Genomic DNA, 13,382 nt, shown 5'->3' with positions numbered 1-13,382 from the left:
CTTTCAGGGGGTTAGTCGAGACGGTTCAGGAAGGCCCTGATGGGGCCAAGGGCTTCAGGTTCGGTCAGAAGAGGGGCGTGCCCGACATCGGGCACTTGCGCAAGCTCCATCCCGCCATGACGGCGCGCCATGTCCTCAACGCACGTCATGGCCAGAAGATCGCTGATCGCGCCGCGCACCAGCAGAAGCGGCGTGCCTTTGAGACTTTCAAAGAAGGGCCAGAGATCGGGCGGGGCGACATCCCCGCTCTGCACGGGTTTGGATATGTTGGCGTCGTAATCGAGCACGATCTCGCCGGTATCGATAGCGCGGCAGGTGCGCTTGGCGAAAGCGATCCAGAAGTCCTGACCGGTCTCCTTGGGAAAGGCGACGCCATTGATCGCGCGCAGGGCTTCGCCGGCGTCTTCCCAGTTCGCAAAGCGGCCGGCGCCGCCCACATAGCCCTGAATACGCTTGAGGCCGGTGGGGTCGAGCTCGGGGCCGATATCATTCATCACCACGCCGCTCAGAAGGCCGGGGCGTAGTGTCGAAAGAATCATTGTCATCAGCCCGCCCATGGAGGTGCCGATGGAAATCACTTTCGACCAGCCCAGATCATCGAGAATGCCGATGACATCCTGGACATAAGTGGCGGGGGTGTAGTTCTCGGGGTGGGCGTCATAGTCCGAACGCCCGCGACCGCGCACATCCACGGCGACAACCGTGCGGCCCATCTCGGCGATGATCGGCGCAAGGTCTTCGAAGTCGCGGCTGTTCCGGGTCAGCCCGTGAAGGCAGATCACCGGCGTCTTGCCGCTATCACCCTGCGCCGGATACCGCCGGTAATAGGTGCGAATACCGTCGGGGGCCGTGTAGTGATGCTCGGAAAACGGGGTCATCAGACAGTCTCGGTGGCTTGGGTTTGGCTGGACTGGCGCTGCGCCATGCGCTTGAAGCCGGCGGCCAGAAATTCGGGCATGCGTTCGGTGACCGCCTCCAGATCGCTGGATTTGCATAAACCGCCTGAGAGCGCATCAATCCGTCCCGTGTCGGCGAAGGTCAGAACCAGCGCGCCAGACAGGAAATGATAGCTCCAGAACAGTTCTTCCTCGGGGGCGTCGGGCAGGGCGCGTCGGACGGCGTCCAGAAAGCGGCGCACGATCGGGTCGAAGTATTTGGACATGATCGCCACGCCCCATTCGGGGGAGTTGGTCACTTGGCCCACGAGGGCGAAATAGCTTTTCCAACCCGGGCCGCCATTGGCGCTGCGATCAAGAAGGGGGTGGGTGAAGGCGTGGATGATAGCTTCCAGCGTCGGACCATCGGGGCCGGCGTTCGCCTCGCAGGCTTCAAGTTCGCCCAGGCGAATCTCGTTGAGCTCTTCCGCACGACGCAGCAGCACAGCATCAAACAGCTCGCGCTTGCCGCCAAAGTAATAGGCGACGAGTGCGGGGTCGCTGTCTGCCTGGCGGGCGATGGCGCGTACGGTGACGCCATGAAAGCCCTTTTCAGCAAACAGGCTTTCTGCAGCGTCGAGCAGGCGTGTGCGCGTGCGCTCGCCCCGGCGCGTTCCTCCGGCGTCGGTCATATTTCAAGTCCTCCCTTGAGCCCCTTTTAGAGCCCAAAGCCTTCAATTGGCCAGCCATAGCCTGTGTCTCAGAGGTCTCAGCAGCCTTATTGTTTGTGACGGAAGTCCTAAGCGCTATTGACTTTTCATTCAACGTTGAATTTACCTCATGCAAAAGCTCATAGAAGCTTCCGTTCCACAGGGAGGGATTACCCCATGACTATGAAACGCACCATTCTGGGTGCGGCCGCACTGCTCGTCTCTGCGTCCGCCCTGCCGTTCGCCGCCACGGCCGTTGCACAGGAAGCCAGCGCTTCCGCCGAGCAGGTCCGCGACGTCGTCACCGTCACCGCGCGTCGCCGTGAAGAAAGCCTCAAGGACGTTCCGGTCGCCGTGTCGGCCCTGTCTTCCGAGCAGCTTGACCAGATCGGCGCTCCGGACATCACCGCGCTTCAGGCGCTGACCCCGAACGCCACTGTTCAGGTCGCCCGCGGCTCCAACTCCACCCTGATCAGCTTCATTCGCGGCGTTGGTCAGCAAGATCCGCTCTGGGGCTTCGAGCCGGGCGTTGGTCTATACGTCGATGACGTCTATGTCGCTCGCCCCCAAGGCGCCGTGCTGGACATTTTCGACATCGAGCGCATCGAGGTTCTGCGTGGCCCGCAAGGTACGCTTTACGGCCGCAACACCATTGGCGGCGCAATCAAGTACGTCACCGCCCGCATGGACGGCGACCCGACCCTGATGGCGCGCGTCTCCGGCGGTTCCTATAACCAGCTCGACTACATGGTGTCCGCGTCCACTCCGCTCTCTGACACGTTTGCGGTCGGCGGCGCCTATGCGCGCTATACCCGCGATGGTTACGGCGAGAACCTGACCACGGGTCAGGATCACTACAACAAGGACGTGACCGCCTACCGCCTGAGCGCGGAATGGGCGCCGAGCGATGACCTGTTCTTCCGTCTGGCCTATGACCGCGTCGAAGACGAGTCCAACCCGCGTCACGGCTCCCGCATTCTGGCGGGCGCACTGCCGGGCTCTGCGCCGCTGAACGACATCTATGACACCAATGCCGGCCTGACCGGTGAAAACAGCGTGTCCACCGAAGGCCTGTCGCTGACGGCGGAATGGAATTTCAGCGACACGCTGACCTTCAAGTCCATCACGGCCTACCGTGAGGGTGACACCGACACCATCATCGACTTTGACAACACGCCGTCTCCGGTTCTGGACATCCCGGCTTATTACGCGGACGACCAGTTCACGCAGGAATTCCAGCTCGCCTATGAAGGCGAACGTCTGCAGGGCGTGGTCGGCGTCTACTATCTGGACGCTTCCGCTGAAGGCGCGTTCGACACCGTGGCCGGCCTTCTGGGCATTACCATCGGCACCGGCGGTGTCGTCGATACCGAGAGCTACGCGCTGTTCGGTGATTTCAGCTATGATGTGACGGACCGTCTGCGGGTTTCCGTGGGCGCGCGCTACACCGAAGACGAGAAGACCGGCGACGTGTTCCGCGCCAACTATCTCGGCGCGGGCCGCACCCCGCTGACCGGCGGTCCTGCGGCGACCCCTATCCTGCTGCGCACCGACTACACCAGCGAGCGCAGCTTTGATCAGTTCACCCCGCGCATTTCGGTCTCCTATGACCTGAACGACCAGCTGACCGGCTATGCGTCCTACAGCCAGGGCTTCAAGTCTGGCGGGTTCGACATGCGCGGCGACGCCATCCTGACGCCCGACACCGTGAACGGCTATGAGCCGGAAACTGTGGACAGCTTCGAGATCGGCCTGAAGGGTGAGAACATCGGCGGCATCCTGAACTTCAGCTCCGCCTTCTTCTGGTCTGACTATCAGGACCAGCAGGTGACCACCCAGGTTCCGACCGCCACCGGCATCGCCAGCTTCGTGGACAATGTGGGTCAATCCACCATCTACGGCGCGGAGATCGAGGGCTCGCTGTTCCTGTCTGACAACCTGACCGCCAACTTCGCTCTGGGCTGGCTGCAGGCGGAATTCGACGAATTCCTGCGCTATGATCTTGTTGCGCAAGCCTATGTGGACATTTCCGATCAGGTCGTGTTCCAGAACGCGCCGGAATGGAGCGGCTATCTGGGCCTGACCTACACCTCGGAAATCTTCGGCGGTGATCTGGCGGTGACCCCGTCCGTCTCCTACCGTGACAGCTACAGCCAGTTCGAATTCCCGAACCCGCTGCTGGATGAGGATGGCTACACCCTGGTGGACCTGTCCGCAGTCTGGAGCGCGCCGAACGAGCATTGGCAGATCGGCCTGCACGGCCGCAACCTGACCGACGAAGAATACCGCATCGGCGGCTATAACTTCCCCGGCGCCATCTTCGACGACTCGGTCGTGGCCTTCTACGGCCCGCCGCGGACCTTCACCGCGACGCTGACCTATCGCTACTAATCGCGTCTGACGGAAAGACGCCGCCAACCTTACCGGGTTGGCGGCGTTTTTTCTTTGCCTTTTGAAGGTTTACCCCTTCAGTATATGGCCAGCGCCGGATAAGGCGCACGAAAATCACAAAAGACCAGGGGAGAGACATGTCCACTCAAACCGAGGCTCAGCCTGGAGCCGCTCCCGCGCCCACAAGTAAACGATATGGCGCATGGGTCTTGGCCATGCTGTTCATCGTCTACGCGTTCAACTTTCTGGACCGACAGATCATTTCCATTCTGGCCATTCCGATCCAGCAGGAGCTGGATCTGTCTGACCGTCAGCTTGGCCTTCTGGGCGGTATCGCCTTTGCGCTCCTGTACTCCACGCTCGGCGTGCCGATCGCCTGGCTGGCGGACCGCACCAAGCGCACCTGGATCATCACCATTTCGCTGGCCATCTGGTCCGGTTTCACCGCGATCTGCGGCCTGGCGACGAACTTCGTCCAACTCTTTCTGGCCCGTGTCGGCGTGGGTGTCGGCGAGGCGGGCGGCGTGGCGCCGTCCTATTCCCTGATCGCGGACTATTTCCCGCCTCAAAGTCGGGCGCGCGCACTGGCGATTTATTCGCTGGGCATTCCGATCGGCTCCGCCTTTGGCGTGGTCGCCGGCGCCCAGATCGCGGGCGGCGCCGTGAGCGCCAATCTCGACTGGCGCGCCGCCTTCATCATTGTTGGCGTGCTGGGCCTTGTGATCGCTCCCATCTTCAAGCTGACCGTGCGCGAGCCCAAACGCGGCGGCCTGGATGCGCCCCAGCGTCCGGCTGTGGACGCGACGCTTGCAGAGAACGAAGCGGTCGCGGGCGAGCCGGCTGTCGCAGAGAGCAAGCCGGGCATTTTCAAGGTGCTGGCTGTTCTGGCGAAGAAGCCGAGCTTCTGGTTCCTCACGCTGGGTGCGTCCTGCAGCTCGATGATGGGCTATGGCGTGTTCTTCTGGGTGCCCAGCTTCTTCCGTCGCAGCTTTTTCTCTGACCTGGGGCTGCAGGATGCGATCATCCAGTCGGGCTGGCTGTTCGCCGCCATCCTGTTTGTCGGCGGCTCGCTGGGGATCATCCTCGGCGGCGTGCTGGGCGACATTATGGGCAAGGGCTCCAAGCGAATGTACGCGATCGTTCCGGCGGTGGCGTTCTTTGTGACCTATCCCTTCTATATTGCGGGCGTGCTGGCCCCGTCGCCGATGATGGCGGTGTTGCTGTTCATGATCCCGACCGGGCTGGGTCTGGCCTGGCTTGGCCCGACGCTGTCGGCCTTCCAGCACCTTGTGCCGCCGAATATGAGGTCGATGGCCTCAGCCATCTTCCTGCTGATCAACAACCTTCTGGGCATTGGTGTGGGCGTGTACGCACTGGGTGAGCTGTCCACCATGCTCACCCCCAGCTTCGGTGATGAAGCGCTTCGCTATTCGATCATGATCGGCGCAACGCTCTACCTGGTCGCTGGCGCGCTCTTCCTGATCGGATCGCGCACCATCGCCAAGGACTGGGAAGAGGCCTGAGCTCTTGTCCCGGCTTGCAACGAAAAACGCCCCGGCCGATGGCCGGGGCGTTTGTCATTCAGGTCTGTCCTTAAATCAGGCGGCTTCCGCCGTCATGGACATGGCCTTGATGAACAGGCTGCGGGCATCCGCGCGCGCATCATCGCCATCCGCAGCGAACAGATCGCCCTTGAGCGCCAGAACTGCGTCTGATTTGGGATCGGTGGTTTCCGCGATCTCTGCGACCAGAGCCACAGCTTCGCCCAGGGCGCACACAGGGGCGCCGGCGCGCAGGAAATCCGCGATCAGCAGGCGCGCATCCTGATCATTGCGCAGCCGCTCGACGCTGGATGCGCCCGCAGGCAGCACCAGACCGGTGAACGCGCTTGCGGCCTTCTCGCCCGGCTGGGCGTCGACCACGAAATTCATTTCGTCACCACCCTGCGGGCGGCCGGTGATCAGGCCTTTTTTCGGGCTGATCATGATCGTCCGGTATCCGGCGCGTTCCGCGGAACCGGCGATGTCAGTCAGGTCACCCGCGTCAAATCCGTCGACTGCGAGAACCGCGATGTCGCCGGACGCGCCGAGATGAGTGAGATCGATTCGGTTTTGACGTGCATTGGGTTTGGAAAAAGCCACATGTCCTCCTGCCGCTGTCAGCGGCGCTAAATGAACGAATTAGGGATCGGGAGTATTAGATAGGAATTCGACGCGTAGGGTCAACCTGACATGCAGGAAAGGCTATGGATCGCGTCTTTAAATCCTGTGTTGCGGGTGTGAATTCTGCAAATATCAAAACTCGGAAAATCTGAAACTTGCGAGATCGAGTTCTTGGAGGGCCGAAGTTTGGACTGCTATTTTATCCGGTTTCCAGCTCTCACGTCCGGACTGCGTTCGTGATGAGGCATTCAGCCGCGACCGATGCGCTTGCCATTCTGTCCCGGGCGAGGCATCGCCAGAGCACGCAGCAGGAAGGGCTGAGCCATGTCGGAAATCGTCATCAGAACCGCATCCGCCAGGCAGGGGGATATCGCGCGCCGCGCCGAGGCGATGGGCGTGGACGATGTGTTCATCTCGGACCTCGTCGAGACCTTCTACGCCCGCGTTCAAGCCAATGAAACTTTGGGCCCCGTTTTTGAGGCTGCAATCGGTGACGAATGGACGCCGCATCTTCACACGATGAAACAGTTCTGGTCCTCGATCGCCCTGAATGCGGGGACCTATGGCGGGCGGCCGATCCCGGCCCATCACAAACATCTGGACAAGATCAAGTCCGAACACTTCTCGATCTGGCTCGCGCTCTTTGCCCAGACGCTGCACGACATTGCGCCGAGCCCGGAAGCGGCGGCTTTCTTTCTGGAGCGCGCAGAGCGCATTGGCGAGAATTTTCAGAGCATTCTCTTCAAGTAGCGCCTTCTGCATCTGCGCCATTGTTTTATCACACTAACACGCTATAACGTCCTCCGAACTCTGGAGGCGAGCGATGGCTGAGTCCGCAACTGAAACCCGCGTGGGCGGGCCTGAAGACGTGATGGCGCTGTGTGAAGCGCTGCTGACCCTGCGCGATGGCGAAGAGATGCGGCGGTTTCTGCGAGACCTGACCACGCCCGGCGAGATGCAGGCGCTGGCCGAGCGCTGGCGCGTGGCGCAGCTCTTGTCTGAAGGCGAGAAATCCTATCGCGAGATCAGTGCGGATACGGGGGTGAGCACAACGACCGTGACCCGCGTCGCTCGTTTCCTGACCCAGGAAGATCATCAGGGATACCGGCTGGTGCTGGACCGTTTGAAGGAGCAAGGCTGATGCGCGAGAACCGTTTGACCCTGGCGGTCCAGAAGAAAGGACGTCTGGCCGAAGGCGGGCTGGATCTGCTCAAGCGGGCAGGGGTGAAGCTCGCCTATAGCCGGGATGACCTGCTGCGTCGCTCCGAGAACGAGCCGATCGACCTGATGCTCATCCGGGACGACGACATACCGAGCTTCGTGGCCTCAGGCGCGTGCGATTACGGGATTGTCGGCGAGAACGTGCTCTATGAAGCGCAGAACAAGACCAGCCGCATGGCGGATCTCGAGATTGCGCTGAAGCTGGGTTTCGCGTTCTGCACGCTCAAGCTCGCGTCTCCGAAGGATGGCGACATCACGTCTGTGACCGACCTTGAAGGCAAGACCATCGCGACGAGTTATCCCGCGCTGACCGCAGCCTATCTCAAGGAGCGCGGCGTCACCGCCGAGATCGTGGAGATGGGCGGCAGCGTTGAGGTCGCGCCTCGCATGGGTGTGGCGGATGCGATCTGTGATCTGGTCTCCACCGGCGCGACGCTGGAGGCCAATGGCCTTGCCGCTTTTGAAACCGTGCTGGAAAGCGAAGCTGTGCTGGTGCGCCGTAAAACGCCGGCCTCGGGCGTTATCGCCGAGACGGCCGAGCGTCTGATCGAACGCTTCAAGGGCGTGATCGCCTCGCGCCAGACCAAATACATCCTTCTGAACGCGCCGCGGGATCGTCTGGAAGAGGTGCGCGCCATTCTGCCGGGCACGGATGCGCCGACGGTCGCCCCGGTCGTCGGGCGCGAGGACGTTGTCGCCGTGCATGCTGTTTGCACCGAGGCGGTGTTCTGGTCGACGCTGGAGCAGCTCAAGGCTGTCGGCGCGCGGTCCATCCTTGTCATGCCGATTGAAAAGATGATGGCCTGACATGCTGACCCGGATTGAATGGAGCAAGGCGGACGAACAGACGCGTCAGCGCCTGTTTAAAAGGCCGTCCCTGGGATCGGACGCGTTCAAGGTCGCGCAGGCCATACTTGAGGATGTGCGTGAAAGGGGTGACGCCGCTGTGTTCGAATATGCCGAGCGTCTGGACGGCTGGGCGCCTGAGGCCGGGTTCCGTGTCTCATCTGCCGAGTTGAAGGCCGCAGCGGACGCTTTGACGCCAGCGGACCGGGACGCGATTCTGGCCGCCGCAGATGCTGTGCGCGCCTTTCACGCAGAGCAGGGCTATCGCGCCTATGAAGTTGAGACCTGGGAAGGCGCAAGAGCGGGGCGTCGTGTAACCCCGATCGACGTGGCCGGGCTCTATGTGCCAGCGGGCACAGCGCCTCTGGTCTCGACCCTGATCATGCTGGCAGTCCCCGCGCAGCTGGCGCAGGTTCCGCGCATCGCCGTGATCGCGCCGCCTCGCAAAGGGCTGGGCGTTGAACCGACCGTTCTGGCCGCCGCGCAATTGCTAGGCGTTGCGGAAGTCTACGCGATTGGCGGCGCCCACGGGGTCGCCGCGCTCGGCTTGGGTGTGGCGGGGCTTCCCAAGGCCGACAAGATCTTCGGTCCGGGCAATGCGTATGTCGCAGCTGCTAAGTCGCTTCTGGCGCAAAGCCCGGATGGGGCTGCTGCTGACTTGCCGGCAGGGCCGAGCGAAGTCATGGTTATTGCCGATGATGAGGCTGATGCTGAGCTTGTCGCGATCGATCTCTTGAGTCAGGCTGAACATGATGTTCTGGCTCAAGTGGTTCTGGTGGCGTACTCGGAAGCGTTCGCCAGCCAGGTTGAAGACGAGATCGAGCGCCTTCTTGGCCTTCTGCCCCGTGCAGAGACCGCCCGTGCAGCCTTGGCGAACTCCCGGCTTGTTCTCGTCACTTCTGATGAGGAAGCGGCTGAGGCTGCGAACGCCTATGCCAGCGAGCACCTGATCATCCAGACCGGGAGCCCGCGGGCCCTGGCGGAGAAGGTTCGACATGCCGGTTCCATCTTTCTGGGGGCGTGGACGCCGGAAGCGGCTGGCGATTACGCCGCCGGTCCGAACCACGCGCTTCCCACATCTGGCGCCGCGCGCGCGTATGGCGGGGTAACGGTCGAGATGTTCCAGAAGACAACGACGATGCTCGAACTGAGCCAGAAAACGCTTGAGACGTTGGGACCTGTCGTAGAACGACTGGCAACGCTTGAAGGCCTGGATGCTCACCGCCTCGCCATGGTGTTGCGCCGAAACAGGAAGTCAGCTCAATGAGCGGTGTATTTGATCTTTCCAAACGTCCCGAGGACATGCGCGCCATGGGCGAAGACCTGCTGTTGGAGCGGCTTGAGATCATTCTCGAGACCCCGCGGGACAAGCTCGCCCTGGCGTCCAGCACGGATGAAGCGCGGCAAGCGGTCTGGAGCAGTGATCTGACGCTCACACATGACTTTGGAGCGGATGGCGTCATTGCACTGGATGAACCCGCGCAACCCGGGCTGACCCTTTATCGAGTGGGCGGTCAGCAAACCCCGGTCACGGTTCTGTCGGCCATGGATGTTGAACAGGCCGCCTTGCTGCGCACCAAGCTCAATGCCGTGCCATGCTGTCTTCTGGAAGAAGGCCTGAACCAGCTGAGCCCCGGAGCCCGTCTGGCCGCGCGCAAGGACCGCGAGGAGCGTGACGCCATTTTACAGGACATCGCCCAGCTTCTGTCTGAAGAACTGGGTGAAGTCGCGCAGGTCACGTCCCGGGGCCTGGTTTATGAGCACACCAATCCTCAGACGCTAAGCCGCCTTGGCCTCGTGCTGGCGGAAGATGGCGAAGGGCTGGTGGGGCATGTCCGTGACGCAAGAACGGCACGAGACTTGTCGGACTTTCTGGGGTTCTCCTCCCGTCAACGCATGGCCACCATCCGCCGAGTAACCAAGGAGACGGCGATCACCCTGAGCGTGGATCTGGACCGGGAAGGCGCTGATATCGAAACCGGCAATGCCTTCTTTGACCATATGCTCGAGCAGATCGCGCGCCATGCGGGCATTGCGCTGAGTGTATCGTGTGAAGGCGATCTCGAAGTCGATGCGCACCACACCATCGAGGATGTGTGTCTGGCGCTCGGCGAGGGGCTGCGCGTTGCGCTTGGCGACAAACGCGGAATTGCGCGTTTCGGCTTCGAGCTGCCTATGGATGAAACACGCGCCGGGGTCTGGATTGATCTCTCAGGCCGTCCCTTTGCGGTGTTTGAAGGGGAGATCCCCGGTGAGCGGGTTGGCGATTTCCCGGTGGAGATGTGCGCCCATGCGTTCCGCTCCATCGCCGAGAGCCTCAAGGCTGCCTTGCATGTGAAAGTGGAGGGCGAGAACGCGCACCACATGATCGAGAGCACCTTCAAGGCATTTGGACGCGCGCTGCGCATGGCGGTGCGGGTCGAGGGCGATGCTCTGCCCTCGACCAAGGGTGTGCTGTAATGACGACCGCCATCATCGATACCTCGACCGCGAACATTTCGTCTGTGCGCTATGCGCTCGAACGCATCGGAGCGCGCTATCGCCTGACTGAAACGCCCGAAGAAGCTGAGGGATGTGATCGCATCATTCTGCCCGGCGTCGGCGCGGCAGGCCCTGCGATGAAGCGCCTGCGTGAGACCGGATGGGCCAGAGTACTGCAGGGCGATCAACGCCCTTTGCTGGGCGTGTGCCTGGGTATGCAATTGCTCTTCGATTATTCGGTTGAAAGCGATTGCGAGATGCTGGGTCTGATCCCGGGACGCATCGAGCGTCTGGATCCCGGTGCAGACGGACCGTGGCCGCATATGGGCTGGAATACGCTAACGCCCGTAAAACCGGACGAGCCCTTGCTCGAAGGCGTGCCTGCGGGCGCGCATGTCTACTTCGTGCATGGCTTTTACGCGCCGGTCGGGCCCCACACATCAGCCTCCACCCGATACGGAGCCGAGATCACCGCCATCGCTCGCAAGGGGCATGTGGCGGGATGCCAGTTCCATCCCGAGCGCTCGGCGAAAACCGGCGCGCAGATACTGACCAATTTTGTGAAGGGCGCGGCATGATCCTTTATCCCGCCATTGATGTTCTGGACGGCCGCGTGGTGCGCCTGGCCAAGGGCGATTTCGACGCTGTCACCGAGTATGGCGACAATCCGGTCGCGGTGGCCGAGCAGTTCAAGGCCGCTGGTGCGGACTGGCTGCACCTTGTTGATCTGTCCGGCGCGCGCGACGGCGCGCGGCGTCAGCAGGATATTGTTCGCGCCATTGCAGATGTGGGGCTGAAGGTGCAGACCGGCGGCGGCGTGCGCACGCGTGAGGATGTGGAAGCGATCCTCGATGCTGGCGCGAGCCGCGCGGTTGTGGGCAGTCTGGCGGTCAGTGAACCCCAGACCGTGATCGGCTGGATCGCGGCCTTTGGCGCTGAACAGATCGCCGCCGCCTTTGATGTGAAGATCGCCGATAACGGCGTCGCCTATCCCACGCTGCGCGGCTGGACAGAGCAGTCTGTCATGCCCCTGGCGGATTTGTTGTCCGAGTATCGTCTGGGCGGTCTCAGCCATGCCCTTGCGACCGATGTGGCGCGAGACGGCATGCTCGAAGGTCCCAATCTTGAGCTTTACGAAGATATTTCCAAGATCCGCCCCGACATGAACTGGCAGGCGTCTGGCGGGGTGTCCTCGCTGGACGATCTGCACGCGCTGAAGGCGCAGGGCCTGTCAGGCTGCATCATCGGGCGCGCCCTGTTTGAAGGTCGTTTCACGCTGGAGGAGGCGCTTGCATGCTAGCGCGGCGGATCATTCCCTGCCTTGATGTGCGTGATGGCCGCGTTGTCAAAGGCGTCCGCTTCCAGAACCACGAGGATGTGGGCGGGATCGAGGAGCTGGCCCGGCGCTATGCCGAAGAGGGCGCGGACGAGCTGGTCTTTTATGACATCAGCGCCAGCCCGGCGGGGCGGACGGTCGAGCCTGAATGGGTGGGGCGGGTCGCGAAAGCCATCGACATCCCGTTCTGCGTGGCGGGCGGCATCCGCTCGCTTGAACATGCGCGCGCGCGTCTGTTTGGTGGTGCGGACAAGATTTCGATCAATACGCCGGCGCTTGAGAATCCCGGGCTGATTGATGCGATGGCGAAGGAATTCGGCTCCCAGTGCGTGGTTGTCGGGATCGATAGCCGGGTTATCGATGGCGATTGGCGGTGCCACAAGAATACCGGCGACCCGTCCAAGACCTCGACCGAACACCGCAAGACGCTGGACTGGATCCGCGAGGTGGTGGACCGGGGAGCGGGGGAGATCGTGCTCAACTGCATGGACCAGGACGGCGTGCGCGAAGGCTATGACATCGAGCAGCTTGCAGCGGCGCGTGAGGCCTGCTCCGTGCCGTTGATCGCCTCGGGCGGCGCGGGCGCGATGGAGCATTTCCGCGACGTCTTCCAGAAGGCGGACGTGGATGGCGCGCTTGCTGCGAGCGTCTTTCATAAAGCTGTGATCGCCATCCCTGATCTTAAGGCCTGGTTGTCCGGCGAAGGGGTGGAGATACGGCTATGAGCCTGCAGATCGACTGGAAGAAAGGCGGGGGGCTGGCCCCGGCCATTGTGCAGCACGCCGATACCGGCGAAGTGCTGATGCTGGGCTATATGAACGCCAAGGCGCTTGATGAGACCCAGGAAAAGGGGCTCGTCACCTTCTGGTCGCGCTCAAAGGACCGACTCTGGACCAAGGGCGAAACGTCGGGCAACACGCTGGCGCTTGTTTCTGTGGCTACCGATTGCGACGCGGACGCCATTCTCGTGCGCGCCCGACCGGCCGGGCCGACCTGCCATACCGGCGCGCATACCTGTTTTGGTGATGCCCCGGGCCCCGAAATCGGGTTTCTGGGCGAGCTGCAGCATGTCATCGACAGCCGCGCCAATGACGCGCCGAAAGACAGCTACACCGCCAAGCTGCTTTCCAAGGGCATTCTGAAATGCGCCCAGAAAGTCGGCGAGGAGGGCGTGGAGACCGCGCTTGCGGCTGCTGCTGAAGATGATGAGGCGCTGTTGGGGGAGGCGGCGGATCTGGTCTTTCACCTGATGGTGACGCTGAAGGCGCGCGGATTGTCACTGGCCGACGTTGTCGGTGTGCTTGAGCAAAGACACGACACACGCAAATAGCCCTGTCCAGAAAGAAAAAGGCCCGGTCAG

14 protein-coding genes are annotated in these 13,382 nt (G+C 62.2%); 11 read left to right on the top strand and 3 right to left on the bottom strand.

What is annotated here, in order from left to right; all coding sequences use genetic code 11:
* Window positions 1-11: 11 nt before the first annotated feature.
* The gene (locus ACFELO_RS07650) at window positions 12-878 is read right to left on the bottom strand and encodes an alpha/beta fold hydrolase (RefSeq protein WP_440957185.1); all 867 of its coding nucleotides are present in this window, start codon (window positions 876-878) and stop codon (window positions 12-14) included.
* Window positions 878-1,567, bottom strand: coding sequence for a TetR family transcriptional regulator (locus ACFELO_RS07645; RefSeq protein WP_440957184.1), 690 nt, complete (start codon window positions 1,565-1,567; stop codon window positions 878-880). Before ACFELO_RS07645 ends, ACFELO_RS07650 begins: the two co-directional genes overlap by 1 nt.
* Before the next feature lie 201 nt (window positions 1,568-1,768).
* On the opposite strand from ACFELO_RS07645, the gene ACFELO_RS07640 reads away from it, so the two are divergent.
* Together ACFELO_RS07640 and ACFELO_RS07635 are read left to right on the top strand one after the other, a co-directional pair.
* Entirely contained in the window at window positions 1,769-3,976 is a 2,208-nt protein-coding gene (locus ACFELO_RS07640; protein ID WP_440959910.1) for a TonB-dependent receptor, read from the top strand.
* A gap of 215 nt (window positions 3,977-4,191) precedes the next feature.
* On the top strand, window positions 4,192-5,499 hold the full coding sequence (locus ACFELO_RS07635; RefSeq protein ID WP_440957183.1) for a spinster family MFS transporter: 1,308 nt from the start codon (window positions 4,192-4,194) through the stop codon (window positions 5,497-5,499).
* 75 nt (window positions 5,500-5,574) lie between these two features.
* Here the strand turns inward: ACFELO_RS07635 and ACFELO_RS07630 are convergent, their stop codons facing one another.
* The gene (locus ACFELO_RS07630) at window positions 5,575-6,117 is read right to left on the bottom strand and encodes a DJ-1/PfpI family protein (protein ID WP_440957182.1); all 543 of its coding nucleotides are present in this window, start codon (window positions 6,115-6,117) and stop codon (window positions 5,575-5,577) included.
* 345 nt (window positions 6,118-6,462) lie between these two features.
* On the opposite strand from ACFELO_RS07630, the gene ACFELO_RS07625 reads away from it, so the two are divergent.
* The 9 genes from ACFELO_RS07625 to hisIE all read left to right on the top strand — a co-directional run bounded on the left by ACFELO_RS07625 (window position 6,463) and on the right by hisIE (window position 13,352).
* Complete coding sequence (locus ACFELO_RS07625; protein ID WP_440957181.1) at window positions 6,463-6,888, top strand: group III truncated hemoglobin; 426 nt, start codon at window positions 6,463-6,465, stop codon at window positions 6,886-6,888.
* A 73-nt stretch (window positions 6,889-6,961) separates the two neighbouring features.
* Entirely contained in the window at window positions 6,962-7,279 is a 318-nt protein-coding gene (locus ACFELO_RS07620; RefSeq protein ID WP_440957180.1) for a YerC/YecD family TrpR-related protein, read from the top strand.
* The gene (gene hisG / locus ACFELO_RS07615; protein ID WP_440957179.1) at window positions 7,279-8,166 is read left to right on the top strand and encodes an ATP phosphoribosyltransferase; all 888 of its coding nucleotides are present in this window, start codon (window positions 7,279-7,281) and stop codon (window positions 8,164-8,166) included. The genes ACFELO_RS07620 and hisG overlap by 1 nt, the downstream gene beginning before the upstream one ends.
* A 1-nt stretch (window position 8,167) precedes the next feature.
* A complete protein-coding gene (gene hisD, locus ACFELO_RS07610; RefSeq protein ID WP_440957178.1) occupies window positions 8,168-9,472 on the top strand; it encodes a histidinol dehydrogenase in 1,305 nt (434 codons plus the stop codon).
* Complete coding sequence (hisB, locus tag ACFELO_RS07605; RefSeq protein WP_440957177.1) at window positions 9,469-10,665, top strand: imidazoleglycerol-phosphate dehydratase HisB; 1,197 nt, start codon at window positions 9,469-9,471, stop codon at window positions 10,663-10,665. The genes hisD and hisB overlap by 4 nt, the downstream gene beginning before the upstream one ends.
* Window positions 10,665-11,264, top strand: coding sequence for an imidazole glycerol phosphate synthase subunit HisH (hisH, locus tag ACFELO_RS07600; protein WP_440957176.1), 600 nt, complete (start codon window positions 10,665-10,667; stop codon window positions 11,262-11,264). The genes hisB and hisH overlap by 1 nt, the downstream gene beginning before the upstream one ends.
* Window positions 11,261-11,986 carry a 1-(5-phosphoribosyl)-5-[(5-phosphoribosylamino)methylideneamino]imidazole-4-carboxamide isomerase gene (gene hisA / locus ACFELO_RS07595; protein ID WP_440957175.1) on the top strand — a complete coding sequence of 242 codons (726 nt, stop codon included), beginning with the start codon at window positions 11,261-11,263 and terminating at the stop codon, window positions 11,984-11,986. Before hisH ends, hisA begins: the two co-directional genes overlap by 4 nt.
* Complete coding sequence (gene hisF, locus ACFELO_RS07590) at window positions 11,980-12,747, top strand: imidazole glycerol phosphate synthase subunit HisF (RefSeq protein WP_440957174.1); 768 nt, start codon at window positions 11,980-11,982, stop codon at window positions 12,745-12,747. The genes hisA and hisF overlap by 7 nt, the downstream gene beginning before the upstream one ends.
* The gene (gene hisIE, locus ACFELO_RS07585) at window positions 12,744-13,352 is read left to right on the top strand and encodes a bifunctional phosphoribosyl-AMP cyclohydrolase/phosphoribosyl-ATP diphosphatase HisIE (RefSeq protein ID WP_440957173.1); all 609 of its coding nucleotides are present in this window, start codon (window positions 12,744-12,746) and stop codon (window positions 13,350-13,352) included. The genes hisF and hisIE overlap by 4 nt, the downstream gene beginning before the upstream one ends.
* The last annotated feature ends 30 nt before the right edge of the window (window positions 13,353-13,382 follow it).

The sequence above is a fragment of the Oceanicaulis sp. LC35 genome, from assembly GCF_052055585.1.
Lineage (GTDB): Bacteria > Pseudomonadota > Alphaproteobacteria > Caulobacterales > Maricaulaceae > Oceanicaulis.
The sequence above is the reverse complement of the archived record's forward strand: the minus strand, read 5'-3'. Positions and strand labels throughout refer to the sequence as shown.